At 36.5% G+C, this 18,673-nt stretch carries 14 protein-coding genes and 1 pseudogene; all 15 read left to right on the forward strand.

From position 1 onward, the window contains the following. Positions 1–182 precede the first annotated feature (182 nt). A complete protein-coding gene (locus ACM6HU_RS08965; RefSeq protein ID WP_033671484.1) occupies positions 183–1,070 on the forward strand; it encodes a 2-dehydropantoate 2-reductase in 888 nt (295 codons plus the stop codon). A 79-nt stretch (positions 1,071–1,149) separates the two neighbouring features. Then, a complete protein-coding gene (gene bshC, locus ACM6HU_RS08970) occupies positions 1,150–2,766 on the forward strand; it encodes a bacillithiol biosynthesis cysteine-adding enzyme BshC (RefSeq protein WP_016116041.1) in 1,617 nt (538 codons plus the stop codon). Positions 2,767–3,136: 370 nt separating this feature from the next. Beyond that, positions 3,137–4,069 carry a 16S rRNA (cytosine(1402)-N(4))-methyltransferase RsmH gene (rsmH, locus tag ACM6HU_RS08975; protein WP_016116040.1) on the forward strand — a complete coding sequence of 311 codons (933 nt, stop codon included), beginning with the start codon at positions 3,137–3,139 and terminating at the stop codon, positions 4,067–4,069. Positions 4,070–4,084: 15 nt separating this feature from the next. After that, positions 4,085–4,453, forward strand: a complete 369-nt coding sequence (ftsL, locus tag ACM6HU_RS08980; protein WP_016116039.1) for a cell division protein FtsL — start codon at positions 4,085–4,087, stop codon at positions 4,451–4,453. Positions 4,454–4,474: 21 nt separating this feature from the next. Beyond that, complete coding sequence (locus ACM6HU_RS08985) at positions 4,475–6,622, forward strand: penicillin-binding protein (protein ID WP_016116038.1); 2,148 nt, start codon at positions 4,475–4,477, stop codon at positions 6,620–6,622. Between the two features lie 100 nt (positions 6,623–6,722). Then, positions 6,723–8,639, forward strand: coding sequence for a stage V sporulation protein D (locus ACM6HU_RS08990; RefSeq protein WP_016116037.1), 1,917 nt, complete (start codon positions 6,723–6,725; stop codon positions 8,637–8,639). Positions 8,640–8,921: 282 nt separating this feature from the next. After that, complete coding sequence (locus ACM6HU_RS08995; RefSeq protein ID WP_016116036.1) at positions 8,922–10,397, forward strand: UDP-N-acetylmuramoyl-L-alanyl-D-glutamate--2,6-diaminopimelate ligase; 1,476 nt, start codon at positions 8,922–8,924, stop codon at positions 10,395–10,397. Between the two features lie 22 nt (positions 10,398–10,419). Then, on the forward strand, positions 10,420–11,394 hold the full coding sequence (gene mraY / locus ACM6HU_RS09000; protein ID WP_016116035.1) for a phospho-N-acetylmuramoyl-pentapeptide-transferase: 975 nt from the start codon (positions 10,420–10,422) through the stop codon (positions 11,392–11,394). Continuing rightward, positions 11,395–12,747: a UDP-N-acetylmuramoyl-L-alanine--D-glutamate ligase gene (gene murD / locus ACM6HU_RS09005; protein ID WP_016116034.1), complete on the forward strand. Its 1,353-nt coding sequence runs from the start codon at positions 11,395–11,397 to the stop codon at positions 12,745–12,747. A gap of 84 nt (positions 12,748–12,831) precedes the next feature. After that, on the forward strand, positions 12,832–13,929 hold the full coding sequence (spoVE, locus tag ACM6HU_RS09010) for a stage V sporulation protein E (protein WP_170927912.1): 1,098 nt from the start codon (positions 12,832–12,834) through the stop codon (positions 13,927–13,929). Positions 13,930–14,035: 106 nt separating this feature from the next. Next, the gene (gene murG / locus ACM6HU_RS09015) at positions 14,036–15,139 is read left to right on the forward strand and encodes an undecaprenyldiphospho-muramoylpentapeptide beta-N-acetylglucosaminyltransferase (RefSeq protein ID WP_016116032.1); all 1,104 of its coding nucleotides are present in this window, start codon (positions 14,036–14,038) and stop codon (positions 15,137–15,139) included. Between the two features lie 50 nt (positions 15,140–15,189). Further along, positions 15,190–16,095, forward strand: a complete 906-nt coding sequence (gene murB / locus ACM6HU_RS09020) for a UDP-N-acetylmuramate dehydrogenase (protein ID WP_033671439.1) — start codon at positions 15,190–15,192, stop codon at positions 16,093–16,095. 98 nt (positions 16,096–16,193) lie between these two features. Continuing rightward, positions 16,194–16,964: a cell division protein FtsQ/DivIB gene (locus ACM6HU_RS09025; protein ID WP_016116030.1), complete on the forward strand. Its 771-nt coding sequence runs from the start codon at positions 16,194–16,196 to the stop codon at positions 16,962–16,964. Positions 16,965–17,086: 122 nt separating this feature from the next. Then, positions 17,087–17,182 (forward strand): annotated as a pseudogene (locus tag ACM6HU_RS09030) (small basic protein); the annotation flags it as partial. 183 nt (positions 17,183–17,365) lie between these two features. Beyond that, entirely contained in the window at positions 17,366–18,667 is a 1,302-nt protein-coding gene (ftsA, locus tag ACM6HU_RS09035) for a cell division protein FtsA (protein WP_003199785.1), read from the forward strand. Positions 18,668–18,673: the final 6 nt, after the last annotated feature.

Genomic DNA, 18,673 nt, shown 5'->3' on the forward strand with positions numbered 1-18,673 from the left:
ATTTGCTACACTAGTCGTATGAAGGGAATTTATATATATTTATGAAATGTACTTTTAGTTGTTGAAATATAAATAAGATATACTCAATGTTAGGATGAGTTATAGAGGGGAGGTAATCAGAAGGCTTCTAATTGATTACAGGATATCTTTCTTCTTTGTATTCGTTAGGAGATTCTGAGGGGATAGAGATGAAGATTGGGATTGTTGGTCCGGGAGCTATTGGTCTTCTTTTTGCATTTTATTTAAAAAAGAACAAACAGGATGTTACATTATTTACAAGAACGGTAGAACAAACTGAAAAGTTAATGCAGGAGGGGATAAGCTGTATTCGTAAGGGAAGAAAGGAAACGGTATTTCCGAATGTTACGCCATTAGAGAGTATTGTAGGTGAACAAATGGACTATACGTTTATTGCTGTAAAACAATATCATTTAGCGAATATACTTCCTTTCATAAAAGGACAAAGGCAGATTATCTTTTTGCAAAATGGAATGTCTCATCTGGATATATTACACGAAATAAAGTGTGAAAATGTAGCGGTGGGGATTGTGGAGCATGGGGCAAAAAAAGAAAATGAATACACAGTGCACCATACAGGAGTAGGGGTTACGAAATTTGGAGTAGTAAATGGTGATTGGTCTCAATTTGAGTCACTATTGGATTGTTTTTCCTCAAAGTATTTTTCGGTGCAAGTAGAAGAAGATTGGAAACAAACAATGAGTTATAAACTTGTAATAAATGCCTGCATTAATCCACTAACAGCTTTATTTGGTATACAAAACGGAGAATTACTATCGAATCCTTTTTTTTATAAAGTGATGGAGCAAATATTTCAGGAGGTCATGTTCCTTGTAGGGGAGAAAAAAAAAGAAGAGATGTGGCAATTAGTTTGTCATGTATGTGAAACAACATCCAGTAATACATCCTCTATGTTAGCTGACGTAAAAGAGAATCGGGAAACGGAAATTGATGCTATTATTGGCTATGCGATAGAAGAAGCGAGGAAACAGCGAAAGCAAGTTCCCACACTGCAATTTTTATATAATTCAATAAAGGGATTAGAGGTATAAGAGATATTCTTTGCTTTTACATCAAACATTGACTACAATTTGGATTGGTGAGAGAACAGGATAGGAAAGGAAGAATTATATGGAGATAAAAGAAATCTCTGTTCCACTACAAGGTGTTGTGGCGGACTATATGAAGGGTAGAAAAGAAGTGCAGGCATTCTTCGATTATCCGTTGACAGAAGATGGATTCGGGCGGCGTCTGTATGATTTGCGTGATAAGAAGTTTTTCCGTCAAGACTTAGTGGCACATTTATTGGAATATAATACTAATTTACATGCTGGAGAGCATACTCTTCGGAATATAGAGGCGCTAGCGGATGAAAATACATATGTTGTTGTTGGAGGACAACAAGCAGGACTATTAACAGGACCTCTTTATACTGTGCATAAAATTATTTCGATTTTACAGCTTGCAAAAGAAAAAGAAGCAAATTTAGGAGTTCGTGTAGTTCCTGTTTTTTGGATTGCTGGTGAAGATCACGATATCGATGAAATTAATCATGTGTTTGTAACGAAAAATAAAAAAATAAAAAAGACGATTTTCCATGATCGTCATCCAAAAAAGGCAAGTGCATCTGAATCTGATCTTTCAATAGAAGACTGTAGAAAGTGGATTGAAGAAATTTTCAAAACATATCCGGAAACGAATTTTACAAAGGATGTATTACAGTTTGTTGAAGATGCTTTGCAGAATTCTCTTACATATGTAGATTTCTTTGCGCATCTTATTATGAAATTATTTGTAGATTCAGGATTGATTCTCGTTGATTCCCATCATCCAGCGTTAAGAAAGTTAGAAGTTTCTTTTTTAAAACAAATACTAAGTCGATATAAAGAAGTGCAAATGAGTCTTCAAAAACAACAGCAATTAGTAAAGGAACAAGGATATAAACCGATTATTGAAACAAAATCAAATGCAGTGCACATATTTATGCAAATTGATGAAGAGCGTGTGTTGTTAGAAGAAGAGAATGGGAAATTTGTTGGAAAAGATGGTATTTATTCATTTTCGTATGAAGAGTTGATAGCGGAAATGGAAAAAAGTCCGGAACGATTTAGTAATAATGTTGTAACAAGACCACTTATGCAAGAATATATATTTCCGACATTAGCGTTTATTGGAGGGCCTGGTGAAATTGCTTACTGGAGTGAATTGCAGCAAGTATTTCATGTGTTTGGTTTTCAGATGCCTCCGGTTGTTCCGAGACTCACAATTAGTTATATGGAACGCGATATTATAACAGATTTACATGATTTACAATTACAAGAGAGTGATCCATTTGTAAATGACATAGATATGCTACGTGAAGAGTGGCTTTCTAACCAAATAGAAGAACCAATTGACAATCAGTTTATAGAAGCGACAGAGAAAATGATGGATGTTCATACTTCTTTACAACAGTTTGTAAAAAAAATAGACCCAGGATTGCAGCAATTCGCTGAGAAAAATGAGCGGAAAATTAAAGAGCAAATTGAGTTGCTAGAAAGAATGTTAAAGCGAAATGTTGAGAAAAAACATGAAGTAGAGCTGAATAAATTTCGCCGTTTACAATACGCGCTCCGTCCGCTAGGTGCGCCGCAAGAACGGGTATGGAATATATGTTATTATTTAAATCAGTTTGGATTAGATTTTGTTGAACGAGTAATGAAGCAATCGTACTCTTGGAACGGGAACCATCATATTATAAAACTATAAAATCTTGCTCTTAGGAGCAGGATTTTATTTTTCGCACGTGGAATTAACTGTAAAGTGATTTTTTCTGAATTATCTAACGGAATGTTCGGGAGTATGATATTTATAATAAAGCACATGTACATGACAAAATAGAACAAAATGTAAACGTATTATTGTGTTTTTCGACATGTTTTTATTTAATTTCCCGCAAAAAATGATAAAATTTAGTATATAATAAAGTGAAACTGCGATTTGTGGATATTAGATTTCCACTGACGCCAAGTTGGATGTGACATATTTTCGTAGCATTAATTTCCCGACATATTGGGTGGTTTATTAGGAAGAAAAAGAGACATTCAACGTAATTATTTTGCAAAAAGTAGGTGCAACAATGTTTAAACACGTAACAGTTCTTTTAAAAGAAACAGTAGATGGTTTGGATATAAAACCAGGTGGTACATATGTCGATTGTACGCTAGGTGGTGGAGGACATAGTTCCTATTTATTATCCCAGCTAACGGAAGGGGGAAAATTAATTGCATTTGATCAAGATGAAATTGCGATTCAAAATGCAAAAGAAAGATTTTCTTCTTATGGTGATCAATTTATAACAGTGAAGAGTAATTTTCGCTATTTGTCAGAAAAGCTACATGAATTAGGAATAACAGAAGTAGACGGAATTTTATTTGATTTAGGTGTTTCATCCCCACAATTAGATACACCAGAACGTGGTTTTAGTTATCATCATGATGCGCCCTTAGATATGCGGATGGATCAAGATGCCCCATTAACGGCATATGATGTTGTAAACAACTGGTCATATGAACAACTCGTAAGAATCTTTTTCCAATATGGTGAAGAGAAGTTTTCAAAGCAAATTGCAAGGAAAATCGAAGCGTACCGCGAGAATAAGGCGATTGAAACGACAGGAGAGTTAGTAGAGCTAATTAAAGAAGGAATTCCTGCTCCAGCTCGTAGAACGGGTGGACATCCTGCAAAACGAGTGTTCCAAGCGATTCGAATTGCTGTAAATGATGAGTTGAAAGTATTCGAGGAGGCACTGGAATCTGCGATTGAAATGGTTAAGCCAGGTGGAAGAATTAGTGTTATTACGTTCCATTCATTAGAAGATCGTATTTGTAAAACAACATTTAAACGAAATAGTACAACACCACAGCTTCCTCCAGGATTACCAATTATCCCTGATGAGTTTAAGCCGAAACTAAAGCTCATTACAAGAAAACCGATTTTACCTTCTGATGAAGAGTTAGAAGAAAATAATCGAGCGCGTTCTGCGAAGTTACGAATCGCTGAAAAACGATAAAAAGGAGAGAGAGGTATGACAAATTTAGCTGTAAAGTATAAACAACAACAAGTGCAAGAACAAGTGCAAGTACAATCTCAAGCTCCGCAGCAAAACGTACAACCAAAAGCGAAAACAAAAATTACAAGAATTGAAAAATTGTTGTATGTGGCTTTTATTGGCTTTTTATTATATGCTTGCGTGGCTTTTATTGGAAATAAAGCAGGCCTGTACCAAGTTGATGCGGAAGCAGCAAAAATAGAGAATAAAATTGTGGAAAAACAAAAAGCAAACCAAGAATTACAAGCTGAAGTGGAAAAGTTAAGTCGCTATGAGCGTATCGCAGAAATCGCAAAAAAACACGGTCTGGAAATTAATGCGAATAATGTGAAAGGTTTACATTAATATAGTAGGTGTGAAGAAAATATGAAGACGAATATGAACAAAATTCATACCAATAAAGGAGCAGGTTACTTTATGATATTTTTCCTCCTGCTCTTTTTGCTGTTGTTAGCCCGATTCTTTTATATTCAAGCGACAGGAACAGTACATGGTCAAGACTTAAAGAAACTTGCACAAGACAAGCATAATAAAAATGGCGTACTTGAAGCGAATCGTGGAACGATTTATGATCAAAATGGACATGTGTTAGCGCAAGATGCGAACTCATACAAGATTGTTGCGAAACTAAAAGGTGAAAAACCTGTAAAAGATAAAGAGGATGCTGCAAAGAAAATTGCAGGTGTACTTGGGACAGGTGAAGATGAAATTTTAGCCACTTTAAACAAAGATAAGAGTCAGGTAGAGTTCGGAGCGCTGGGAAAGAACTTGACGAAAGAGAAGAAAGAGCAACTAGAAAGTCTTAAAATACCAGGTATTTCATTTGTTACAGAAAAAGCTAGAGTGTATCCAAATGGGGATTTCGCATCTTACGTGTTAGGTTTTGCAAAACCTGATGATAAAGGAATTGCGGGGGGGAAATTTGGATTAGAAGAGAGCTTAGATAAGTATTTACGTGCTTCTAATGGAAGTGTAGCATATACAGGAGATCGTAATGGTGTTTCTCTCGATGGTGGAAAGCAAAATGTAAAGCCACCGGAAAATGGAGAAAATGTGTATTTAACAATTGATCAACGTATTCAAGGGTTTTTAGAAGATGCGATGAAAGCAGCTGATCAGCACTATGAACCTTCTATGCTAATTGGATTGGTTGCAGATCCGAAAACAGGAAAAATACTAGGAATGTCTAGTCGACCTAGCTATGACCCAAATAAGGGTGATATTCAATACTATATTAATGATCCAATCGCAAATGCGTATGAGCCGGGGTCTACGATGAAAATTTTCACATTAGCTGCGGCGATTAATGAAGGTGTATATAATGGTCAAGAATATTACCAGTCAGGTACGTATCCAGTTGGAAACCGTAAAATAAAAGATCATAACGGTGGTGCAGGTTGGGGATCTATTACATTTGATGAAGGGGTTGAGCGTTCTTCTAACGTTGCATTTGCAATTTTAGGAGATCAAAAACTTGGTCCAGATCGTTTCCGTCAATATATTCATAAATTTGGATTGGATGAAAAGACTGGTATTGATTTACCTAATGAAGGAAAAAATACAATTGTATTTGACCAGCAGATTCAACAGGTAACAACAGCATTCGGACAAGGCTCTACTGTAACACCGATGCAACTTGTACAAGCTGCAACCGCAATCGCAAATGATGGGAAAATGATGAAACCTTATACCATCGATCGAATTGTAGATCCACTAACGAATAAAGTGGAATTAGAGCATAAACCAGAAGAAGTGGGGCAACCAGTTACAAAAGAAACAGCAGAACAAGTAAGACAATTATTAGAACGCGTTGTTACCTCACCAAAAGGAACAGGGAATGCGTATAAAATCGATGGATACTCTGTTGGTGGTAAAACAGGAACAGCACAAATTCCGGATGGAAAAGGTGGATATATGACCGGAAGAGAAAACTATATTTTCTCATTCCTTGGTATGGCACCAATGGACGATCCGCAATTAATTGTTTACTTTGCAATTAAGCAGCCGAAATTAAAAGATAATGAATACGGGGCACAACCTCTCGCGGAAATGTTTAAATCTGTAACGAAAAATAGTTTAGAGTATTTGAAAATTAAACCGAATGAAGTAAAAGATTCGAAGAAATATGTGAAAGAGCAACAGGCGGTTGTTCCAGAGGTAACCGGAAAAACAATGGAAGAGGCAAAAGCAACATTAGAAAAAGCTAAATTCCGTCCGATTATAGTAGGTGAAGGAAAAGTAAAACAACAGGTACCAAAAGCGACTGAAAAAACATTGAAGGGCGATCGAGTCTTCTTAGTAGGAGATAAACCGTTGATGCCAAATATACAAGGATGGGCACTTCGGGATGTAATGAATTTAGCGAAAATGTTAAATCTTAATTTGAAGCCATCTGGTACAGGATATGTGACAGAACAAAGTGTGGCGGAAGGAACGCCGTTACAAGCAGGTACGGAATTAGCTGTAACACTTGTACCACCGCTTGAGCCACAGCAAGAGGCAGAAAAGCCATAGAATGTTCTAGGTGCATAATATAAGAAGTCCAAGAGGTTCTATTCGAATAGGTACAAGCATATATTGGAACAAGCTAGGCGTAAAGGAGGCTTGTTCCAATATGCGTGTATCGAATGTAACAGTTAGAAAGCGACTTATTTTTATACTTATATCAGGTATACTCATTTTTACAATTATTGATATTCGTCTTGGATACGTACAGTTTTTTCTTGGGAATATGTTAACAGATCGTGCAAAGGATTCGTGGAGTCGTAATATTACTTTCGAACCTGAACGAGGAAAAATTTTAGATCGAAATGGTGTGGAGCTTGCAACGAATAAAAGTGCACCAACTGTCTTTGTTGTACCAAGGCAAATTGAAAAACCAGCAGAGACTGCAGAGAAGTTAGCTGCAGTTTTAGGTGTGGAAAAAGAGGGAATTTATAAACGGATTACAAAAAAAGAGTCCATTGTAAGATTGGATAAAGGCGGAAGGAAAATTTCTCATGATAAAGCAAAGGAAGTACGTGCTTTAAGTTTAAAAGGTGTTTATATTGCTGAAGATTCCATTCGGTATTATCCGTTCGGAAAATATTTATCGCATGTACTAGGGTTTGCTGGTAGTGACAATCAGGGACTTATGGGACTTGAGTCGTATTATGATAAAGAGCTAAATGGTGATAAAGGGCATGTGCGCTTTTTTGCAGATGCGAAAGGACAAAGGATGCCGAATGTTGGAGATGATTTCAAAAAACCAGAGGCCGGCTTAGATTTAAAATTAACAATCGATTCTCGAATCAATACGATTATAGAGAGAGAAATGAATATCGCAGATTCTACGTATAATCCAGATGGTATGATCGCAATCGCGATGAACCCGAAAAATGGTGAAATTTTAGGAATGTCAAGTCGCCCAAGTTTCGATCCCACGGATTTTCAGAGTGTTTCACCAGAAGTGTTTAATCGAAACCTGCCTGTATGGAGTACATATGAGCCGGGATCGACTTTTAAAATCATTACACTTGCGGCTGCTTTAAATGAAAAATTAGTAGACTTGGAGAAAGATACGTTTTATGATGATGGAGCAGCTGAAGTTGGAGGCGCTAGGCTACGTTGTTGGAAAGCTGGTGGCCACGGTAGTCAAACGTTTTTAGAAGTTGTTCAAAATTCTTGTAACCCAGGTTTTATTGAGCTTGGGGACCGCCTTGGAAAAGAAAAGTTATTCCAATACATTCGTGATTTTGGTTTTGGACAGAAGACAGGGATTGACTTGCAAGGAGAAGGAAAAGGGATTTTATTCAACTTAGATAAGGTTGGTCCGGTTGAACAGGCGACGACTTCTTTCGGGCAAGGGGTTTCTGTTACACCGATCCAACAAGTTGCTGCGGTAGCGGCAGCTGTAAATGGTGGGACATTATACCAGCCGTATATTGCGAAAGAATTTGTTGATCCATCGAATAATCAAGTTGTAAGAAAGAAAACACCGGTCGAGAAAAGAAAAGTTATTTCCAAGGAAACATCGGAAAAAGTTCGTTATGCGTTAGAAAATGTTGTAGCGAAAGGTTCTGGTAAAGGTGCATATATTGATGGTTATCGTGTTGGTGGAAAAACGGGAACTGCCCAAAAAGTAAAAGACGGAAAATATTTAGATAATAACTATATTGTATCTTTTATTGGATTTGCTCCAGCAGATGACCCACAAATCGTTGTGTATGTTGCAGTTGATAATCCAAAAGGGGTTACTCAATTTGGTGGTGTTGTTGCTGCGCCAATTGTAGGGAATATTCTTCGTGATGTGCTTCCTGTTATGGGAGTAGAGCCACGCAAGGAGCAGGTTGAAAGGGAATATAAATGGGGCGATACCCCTACAATAGAAGTTCCGGATTTAATCGGGATGAAGAAAAAAGATTTGCAAACGCAGCTTGTAGACTTGCAGCTCGATGTAAGTGGTGAGGGAGACAAAGTAATTAAACAATCACCAGAAGCTGGTGCCAAAGTAAAGGAAGGATCAAAAATTAGGATTTACTTTGGTAATTAAAGGTCAGAGATTGTGTTTTGTGATACAATTGGTGGAAGTTGAGTTAATATATAATCTCTGTTTTCATAGAAATTTATTTTCTATGAAAACAGATTATATTGCTCTTGAACATAAAAAATAAAGAATTTATCAGCTAAGGTATTATATGATGCACTGATAAACGAGTCTGATTTTTCGGGCTCTCAGCAAATGCTTCCTTCTTCAATTTTTAGCGAATGAAGGATAGGAAGAATTACTTATTAAGTAAGAGATAAATAAACAATGTAGAGAGGGTTTAGTGAAATGAAGTTGCACACACTTGTATCATGTTTGCATGATTTTCCAGTTGTTCCAAAAGAAAATCCAGAAATTACATCCATTGAAGCAGATTCACGTAAAGTGACAAATGGAAGCTTATTTGTATGTATGAAAGGGTATACGGTTGATAGCCATGATTTTGCTAAGCAAGCAGCCGCGCAAGGTGCGGCTGCTATTGTTGCGGAAAGACCGATTGATGTTGACGTTCCAGTTGTACTTGTGAAAAATACCTATCGTTCTTTAGCGGTTTTAGCTGATTATTTTTACGGACAGCCAACGCATAAATTACACTTGATTGGGATTACAGGTACAAATGGAAAGACAACAACATCGCATATTATGGATGAAATTATGCGGGCACACGGTCATAAAACAGGGCTAATTGGAACAATTAATATGAAAATCGGTGATGAAACATTCGAGGTGAAAAATACAACGCCAGATGCACTGACACTTCAGCAAACGTTTCGCCGTATGGTTGAGCAAAATGTAAATAGCGCAGTAATGGAAGTTTCTTCACATGCATTAGATCTTGGCCGTGTACACGGTTGTGATTATGATGTAGCTGTATTTACAAATTTAACACAAGATCATTTAGATTATCATAAAACGATGGAAGAATATAAGCATGCAAAAGGCTTGCTTTTTGCTCAGCTTGGTAATAGCTATCATCATAACCGTGAAAAGTACGCTGTGTTAAACAGTGATGATCCAGCAGCAGAAGAGTATATGAGAAGTACTGCGGCTACGGTTATTACGTATGGAATTGATACACATAGTGATATTATGGCAAAAGATATTGTGATGACGAGCGGTGGAACAACATTTACCCTTGTTACGCCAAGTGAAAGTGTAAATATTACGATGAAGTTAATTGGAAAGTTTAATGTATACAATGTTTTAGCAGCAATAGCCGCTACTCTTGTGTCTGGTGTAACTTTGCAAACGATTATTCATGTTGTGACGAATTTAACTGGAGTTCCAGGCCGCTTTGAAGTTGTGGACGGGGGACAAGATTATACAGTTATTGTCGATTATGCACATACTCCAGATAGTTTAGAAAATGTGTTAACAACAGCGAAACAATTTGCAAAAGGGAATGTGTATTGTATTGTTGGTTGCGGCGGTGATCGTGATCGGACGAAAAGGCCAATTATGGCTAGTGTCGCTACAGAATATGCAACACACGCAATCTTGACTTCAGATAACCCAAGAAGTGAAGATCCACAAGCGATTTTGGATGATATGTTAGCAGGTGCAAAAGGAAATAATTATGAAGTCATTGTTGATCGAAAAGAAGCGATTTTCCATGCGGTTTCAGAAGCGAAGGCAGAAGATATTATTATCATTGCTGGAAAAGGGCATGAAACGTATCAAATTATTGGCAAAGAAGTACATCATTTTGACGATCGTGAAATTGCGAAAGAGGCAATCACTGAGTGTTTAAACAACAAAGAGTAACAACATGAGAGGGGGACTACATGTGCTTGAACAAGGTTTATTAGTAACGGCTGGGGTAGCTTTCTTAATTTCTGTTGCCCTTTCGCCATTGTTTATTCCATTTTTACGTAGGTTAAAGTTTGGGCAAAGTATTCGTGATGAAGGGCCAAAATCACATCAAAAGAAATCGGGAACACCAACGATGGGTGGTATTGTCATTTATGTGTCTATGATGGTGACAACACTTATCATGGCAATTAAATTTAAACATTTAAATGCGGAAGTATCATTATTATTATTAGTTACATTTGGTTATGGATTGATTGGTTTTTTAGATGACTATATAAAAGTTGTTAAAAAAAGAAATCTTGGTTTAACATCAAAACAAAAATTAATCGGTCAGCTTGTAATTGCAATTGCATTCTTTTTAATTGGAAAAGGAAGTGCGTTACAAACATATATCATGATCCCAGGAACTGAGGTTAAATTTGATTTACACTGGGCATATTTTATCCTTGTGCTATTTATGCTTATTGGTGGATCAAATGCAGTCAATTTAACAGACGGTTTAGATGGATTGTTATCAGGAACAGCCGCAATTGCATTTGGAGCATTTGGCATTATTGCAGTTGCTCAAAATCAATATGCCGTAGCTATTTTCTGTATGGCAGTTGTAGGAGCGGTACTTGGATTCTTAGTGTTTAATGCAAATCCAGCTAAAGTGTTTATGGGAGATACGGGTTCCCTTGCTTTAGGTGGTGCAATAGCTGCCGTAGCTATTTTATTAAAGCAAGAATTATTACTTGTTGTAATTGGCGGCGTATTTGTAATGGAAACTTTGTCTGTTATTATTCAAGTTATTTCATTTAAAACGACAGGAAAACGTGTTTTTAAAATGAGTCCACTGCATCATCATTACGAATTATGTGGCTGGTCAGAATGGCGTGTTGTTGTAACATTCTGGTCTGTAGGATTTTTATTGGCAGTATTAGGAATTTATATCGGGGTGTGGATGTAATTGAAAACTGTAACTGAATATCAAAATAAAAATATTCTTGTATTAGGTATTGCAAAAAGTGGCTATGCAGCAGCAACTTTATTAAAAAGCTTAGGTGCAAATGTTATTGTAAATGACGGAAAACCGTTAGCAAATAATGTATTAGCTGCAGAATTGCAAGCAAAAGGAATGGACGTTGTATGCGGTGGTCATCCGCTAGAGTTGTTAGAAAGAAATATTTCACTTGTTGTAAAAAATCCAGGGATTCCATATTCCAATCCACTACTGGTTGCAGCGAAAGAAAAACAGATTCCAATTGTGACAGAAGTGGAGCTTGCATATCGTATTTCAGCAGCACCGTTTGTTGGAATTACGGGGTCAAATGGAAAAACAACAACGACAACACTAACGTTTGAAATGTTAAAAGAAGGCAAGAAGCACCCTGTCATTGCGGGAAATATTGGGACTGTAGCTTGTGAAGTAGCACAGCAAGCAAAAGAAAATGAAATTATTGTAACGGAACTTTCTTCGTTCCAATTAATGGGAGTGGAAACATTCCAGCCTAAAATTGCAGCATTTTTAAATCTGTTCGAGGCTCACTTAGATTATCATGGTACAAAAAAAGAGTATGGTTTAGCAAAAGCGAATATTTTTAAAAGCCAAACTGAAGCTGATTATAGTGTAATTAATGCTGATGATGTAGATGTAATGGCGTTATCAGCAAATAGTAAAGGACAAAAAGTATTATTTTCGGCTACTAAGGTAATTGAAGATGGTGCATGTATTAAAGACGGTGCTCTTTATTTTAAAGGTGAGAAAATCGTTGAAGTTCAAGATATCGTTTTACCGGGTAAACATAATTTAGAAAACATTCTAGCTGCTATGAGTATTGCTAAATTGCTAGGGGTAGAAAATGAGGCAATTATTGCCGTATTAAAACGCTTTACAGGTGTAAAACATCGTTTAGAATATGTAACAACAATTAATAATCGTAAGTTTTATAATGATTCAAAAGCAACAAACATGTTAGCAACAGAAAAGGCGCTATCAGCATTTACGCAACCTGTTATTTTGTTAGCAGGTGGGCTTGATCGAGGAAATGAATTCGATGATTTAATTCCATATTTTGAACATGTAAAAGCGATATTAACATTTGGACAAACAGCACCTAAGTTAGTAAGGGCAGCTGAAAAAGCAGGGATAGATATTATTGAAAGTGTCGATAATTTAGAAGAGGCTGTAGAAAGAGCGTATTCTCATTCTACAGATGGAGATGTAATTCTTCTTTCGCCAGCTTGTGCAAGTTGGGATCAATTTAAAACATTTGAAGAAAGAGGAGACATTTTTATACAAGCTGTGCATAAACTTATATAAAGTAAACAAAACATCAGTAGGCTAACACCTACTGATGTTTTGTTACATAGAAGAAAACAGCTTCTTCAAAAAAGGTGGTGCTCATTGCCAATGAAGAAAACGCCTGATTTTATTTTAATTATCATTACACTTTTGTTGTTAACAATTGGAATGATTATGGTCTACAGTGCAAGTGCTGTCTGGGCTTCCTATAAGATGGGGGATTCATTCTTTTTTGCAAAACGACAGCTGTTATTTGCGGTACTTGGTGTAGCTGCCATGTTTTTTATTATGAAAATTGACTACTGGACATGGCGTACTTATTCGAAAGTGATTTTGCTCATTTGTTTTATCCTTCTCATTCTTGTCTTAATCCCTGGAGTTGGACTTGTTCGAGGGGGAGCGCGAAGCTGGATTGGGATTGGAGCATTTTCGATTCAACCGTCAGAATTTATGAAATTTGCGATGATTATTTTTTTAGCTAAATTTTTAGCGGAAAGACAAAAATTGATTACATCTTTTAAAAAGGGGCTACTTCCAGCACTTGGTTTTGTATTTGTTGCATTTGGCATGATTATGTTACAACCAGATCTTGGAACAGGAACAGTAATGGTTGGGACATGTATCATAATGATTTTTGTTTCAGGAGCACGCATTTTTCATTTTGCAATGCTAGGGCTAATAGGAGTAGCGGGATTTGTTGGATTAATTGCATCGGCACCATATCGAATGAAACGTATTACGTCTTATTTGGATCCGTGGTCAGACCCACTTGGGAGTGGATTTCAGATTATTCAATCGTTACTTGCGATTGGCCCCGGTGGTTTGTTTGGGCTAGGACTTGGACAAAGTAGACAAAAATTTCTTTATTTACCCGAGCCGCAAACAGATTTTATTTTTGCGATTTTATCCGAAGAATTAGGTTTTATTGGTGGGTCGTTTGTGTTATTATTATTTAGTCTGTTATTATGGCGTGGGATTCGTATAGCATTAGGAGCGCCTGATTTATATGGTACGTTTTTGGCAGTAGGTATTGTGGCGATGATTGCGATTCAAGTGATGATTAATGTTGGTGTTGTAACAGGACTAATGCCTGTTACAGGAATTACTTTGCCATTTTTAAGTTATGGTGGGTCGAGTTTGACCTTAATGCTAATGGCAGTTGGTGTATTATTGAATATAAGTCGTCATTCTCGCTACTAAACCCTGTTTATAAGACAGGGTTTTTCGTGTGTAGAAAACGGAAAATATATTATAGATATATGAATATATAAATTGAATTTAGAACAGAGAAGCGGAGGAATTTGTAGTGCGAGTATTAGTTAGTGGTGGTGGCACGGGAGGTCATATATATCCAGCTCTTGCGTTAATTAGAGAAATAAAAAAACTACATCCGGAAGCAAGATTTCTATACATTGGTACGGAAAATGGATTAGAAAGTACAATTGTTCCAAAAGCAGGGATACCATTTCAATCGATTGTCATTAGTGGATTTAAACGGAAAATATCCCTTGATAATGTAAAAACAGTGATGCGTTTTCTAAAAGGTGTACAAGATAGTAAACGATATATTCGTCGCTTCAATCCAGATGTTGTAATTGGTACAGGAGGCTATGTATGTGGTCCAGTCGTTTATGCGGCGGCGAAATTAGGAATTCCTACAATTGTACATGAACAAAATAGTGTACCTGGTGTAACCAATAAATTTTTAAGTCGCTATGTGGATAAGGTAGCTGTTTGTTTTGAAGCGGCATCTGAACATTTTCCAAAGTCGAAAGTTGTCATGACAGGAAATCCGCGTGCATCAGAAGTAATGAACCAAAATGGCATGAAAGGGAAGCGTTCTGTTGGATTATCTCTTTCTAAAAAATCTGTGCTTATTTTTGGTGGAAGTCGCGGGGCAAGACCGATTAATGATGCGTTTGTGGCAGCAATTGAACAATTTGGTAACAAAAATTATGAAGTATTGTATATCACAGGTGAAGTGCATTATGATAAAGTCATGGAGGCCGTAAAACAAAAAGGGAATCCGGATAATGTAATCATTAAACCGTTTATTCATAATATGCCAGAGGTACTTACTGGTGTGGATCTTGTCGTTTCACGTGCTGGTGCTACAACATTAGCAGAGTTAACAGCGTTAGGAAAACCAAGTGTTTTAATTCCGAGTCCTTATGTGACAAATAATCATCAAGAGAAAAACGCGAGATCTGTTGTCGATAAGGGAGCAGCAAAAATGCTTCTTGAAAAAGATTTAACTGCTGAAGCTCTTCTTCATGATATTGATGAAATTCTATTAAATACACAAACATTACAAAATATGAAACTAGCTGCTACGCAGTTAGGAATTCCGGATGCAGCAAATAAGTTATTTGAAGTGATGAAAAAACTTGTACAAAATAACGTTAGGTGAATGCCCTGCATACTACTGTAATACGGAGATTTAATATGGGGGAGATCATCATGAAACAATTAGCAAAGGAACTTATCAAAGCAGAAGTTGGTAAAGTGTTAGAAAATGAAGCGTTAGCTCGTTATACAACTATGAAAATAGGTGGGCCAGCTGATATTCTAATCGTGCCAAGTAGTGTTGCTGGTGTGGAGAAGACTTTAGATTTAGTAAAGAAATATAACACAAAATGGACAGCAATTGGACGTGGATCTAATCTTCTAGTATCTGATAAAGGTATTGAAGGTGTTGTAATTCGTTTAGGAGAAGGATTAGATCACTTAGAAGTAGAAGGAACTACTGTACGAGTTGGAGGAGGATATCCTCTTATTAAGTTGTCAACACTACTTAGTCGCCAAGGTCTAGCTGGATTAGAGTTTGCTAGTGGTATCCCAGGAAGTGTCGGCGGGGCAGTATATATGAATGCCGGTGCACATAAATCAGATATGTCAGAAATTTTGATGAGAGCGCGTATTATGTTTGAAGATGGTACAATGAAGTGGTTAACAAAAGAAGAGATGGAATTTTCTTATCGTACTTCTGTTTTACAAACAAAGCGTCCTGGCATTGTAGTAGAAGCAGAATTGCAGTTGAAAGAAGGAAATCGTGAAGAAATAGTGGGTGTAATGCAAAAGAATAAAGACTATCGTCGTGAAACTCAGCCATGGAATCATCCTTGTGCCGGTAGTATATTTAGAAATCCACTACCAAATTCCGCTGGAGATTTAGTCGAAAAGGCAGGTCTACGTGGTCATCAAATTGGCGGTGCGAAAATTTCCGAAATGCATGGAAACTTTATTATCAATGCAGGATCTGCATCAGCACAAGATGTGCTGGATTTAATTGCATTTGTCAAAAAAACAATTAAAGAAAAATTTGGTGTAGATATGCATACAGAAGTGGAAACCATTGGAAGATAGCTGTTATTTGTTCCGCTCATTATCATTTATGGTATAATAAGAAGATAAGAACGGCATGCGTAACATGCCGTTCTTTATGTTACATAGGGGGATCGTACATGAAAAATAGTAAAGTGATTAAACTACAAGATCGTGTACCAAAACTAAAGAATCAAAAAAAGAAGAATAAAAAACCTGTCAATCAGAGATTAATTTTATATGTATCGATTTTATTTTTATTAGTACTTTTTTTAATTTATTTTCGGTCTCCACTTAGTAATATAAAAAAGATAAGTGTTCTAGGAAATCATTATATGACAGATGAACAAGTCATGAAGGAATCTGGAGTTACATATGACACGAGTTATTTTCGAGTGACAGCACATAAGGCTGAAGAGAATTTAACAAAACGAAATGAAATTAAGAAAGTAAATGTCAAAAAACGTTTTCCGAATAAAATTGACATTCACATTGAAGAGTATGTAACGATAGGTTATATAAACAAAGGTGGAAAGTTACAGCCGCTTCTAGAAAATGGTAAAACACTTGACGTGCTTCCGAACGGGAAATTACCTGTCGCAGCTCCGATTTTTGAACCATTTAAAGAAGAGAAAATGAAAGAGTTAATTGAAGAGCTAGAAAAATTAACTCCGACTATTCTCAGATCTATTTCTGAAATTCATTATGCTCCAACGAATTCAAATGAAGACCATCTTACTTTATATATGAATGAAGGTTATGAAGTGAGTACAACTATACAAGATTTTGCGAAGCGTATGGAAACATATCCACTTATTATAAAAAATATAGAGTCGGGTAGAAAAGCCCTAATTGATTTAGAAGTTGGCGCATACTTTAAATATTTAGATAATGAAGAAAAAAAGCAGTAGAGTAGTAGTTTTATTTCTTTTTAAATACAATAACAACAAGTGTGTTTTTCTATGTGTAAATTTCATTACAATTATAATTAATTTGGTGAAAAATAACTAGATTTTCTTCGATTCATGCTAGGATTGGTACAAGTTTAGCTTTTCTATGAGTACATCTTAGTGTAGACTTATATTTGGCGATAATCTTTGCATTTGGAATCGAGTTATTTCAAAGATAAAGCAGTCATTCACAGATTACTGTGATTGCAATAAGTGAATGTTAAATAAAAATAAGAAAAATATAGGGTTAAAAAAGGGAAACGCATAAAGACGTTGAATATTTTTCTTATAAATAGTAAAGCTGCGATTGTTGTTCCATATATTGACTTGTATGGTATAAATAAAGAAGGAGGTGCCAAAGAATGAACAGCAATGAAATATATGTTAGTCTTGACATCGGTACATCCAATGTTAAAGTCATCATTGGTGAAATGGTTAATGATGGTTTAAACATTATTGGTGTTGGAAACGTAAAATCAAATGGTTTGAAAAAGGGCTCCATAGTTGACATAGACGAAACTGTTCGATCAATCAAAAAAGCAATTGAACAAGCTGAGCGTATGGTAGGAATTCACATTGAACAAGTTGTTGTAGGTGTGAATGCAAATCAGGTGCAGCTTCTTCCTTGTCATGGAGTTGTCGCTGTTTCAAATGAAGATCGTGAAATTGGAAATGAAGATGTCTTACGCGTTCTGGATGCAGCACAAGTTGTATCAATTGCTCCTGAACGTGAATTTATTGATGTGGTGCCTCGACAATTCATAGTAGACGGTCTTGATGAGATTAACGATCCACGCGGGATGATTGGTGTAAGATTAGAAATGGAAGGCACGTTAATTACAGGCTCAAGAACGTTATTACATAATTTACTACGTTGTGTGGAAAAAGCGGGCCTTGAAATTGTTGATATTTGTCTGCAACCTTTAGCAGCTGCAACGGTTGCTTTATCTTCTGATGAGAAAAATAGAGGTGTAGCCCTTGTTGATATTGGCGGAGGATCTACAACCTTATCGATTTTTCAAGATGGAGAGTTACAAGCAACAAGTGTATTGCCTTTAGGTGGAGATCATATAACGAAGGATATCGCTATAGGACTTAAAACTTCAACTGAAAGTGCGGATCAAATTAAGCTAAAATATGGACATGCTTTTTATGATACTGCATCTGAAGAAGAAGTGTTTACGGTTCCTATTATGGGAAGCGATCAAACAGAACAATATTCACAACTAGAGTTATCTGATATTATTGAGGCACGTGTAGAGGAAATCTTGATGTTTGTTCAAGAAGAGGTCCGGAAGCTAGGAGTAAAACAAGTAGCGTCTGGTTATGTACTTACTGGTGGGATTGCTTCTATGCCGGGTGTTCTTGATCTTGCATATGATATTTTACATGAAAATGTTCGTATAGCCACTCCAGATTATATTGGCGTTCGTGAACCACAGTATACAATTGGAGTCGGATTAATTAAACATTCTTATCAAAAAGCGAAATTGCGCGGAAAAAATGTTCAGGAAAAGGAAGAGCATTTTGAGCCAGTACCAGCACCAATGCCGGTACAGCAGCAACCTGTAAAACAAACAACGCGTAAGCAAAGCAAAAATAATGAAGACAATGAGCGTATGATGTCAAAAGTAAAACGTGTATTCCGCTATTTATGGGATTAAAATTGC

It is taken from the genome of Bacillus sp. IT-79MI2, assembly GCF_949768135.1.
Classification (GTDB): Bacteria; Bacillota; Bacilli; order Bacillales; family Bacillaceae_G; genus Bacillus_A; species Bacillus_A pseudomycoides.

Bases quoted from the DNA above. Each gene is read 5' to 3' on its own strand.
- bshC (WP_016116041.1), top strand. From the start codon at position 1,150: ATGGAGATAAAAGAAATCTCTGTTCCACTACAAGGTGTTGTGGCGGAC.
- rsmH (WP_016116040.1), top strand. From the start codon at position 3,137: ATGTTTAAACACGTAACAGTTCTTTTAAAAGAAACAGTAGATGGTTTG.
- ftsL (WP_016116039.1), top strand. From the start codon at position 4,085: ATGACAAATTTAGCTGTAAAGTATAAACAACAACAAGTGCAAGAACAA.
- ACM6HU_RS08985 (WP_016116038.1), top strand. From the start codon at position 4,475: ATGAAGACGAATATGAACAAAATTCATACCAATAAAGGAGCAGGTTAC.
- ACM6HU_RS08990 (WP_016116037.1), top strand. From the start codon at position 6,723: ATGCGTGTATCGAATGTAACAGTTAGAAAGCGACTTATTTTTATACTT.
- ACM6HU_RS08995 (WP_016116036.1), top strand. From the start codon at position 8,922: ATGAAGTTGCACACACTTGTATCATGTTTGCATGATTTTCCAGTTGTT.
- murB (WP_033671439.1), top strand. From the start codon at position 15,190: ATGAAACAATTAGCAAAGGAACTTATCAAAGCAGAAGTTGGTAAAGTG.
- ACM6HU_RS09025 (WP_016116030.1), top strand. From the start codon at position 16,194: ATGAAAAATAGTAAAGTGATTAAACTACAAGATCGTGTACCAAAACTA.
- ftsA (WP_003199785.1), top strand. From the start codon at position 17,366: ATGAACAGCAATGAAATATATGTTAGTCTTGACATCGGTACATCCAAT.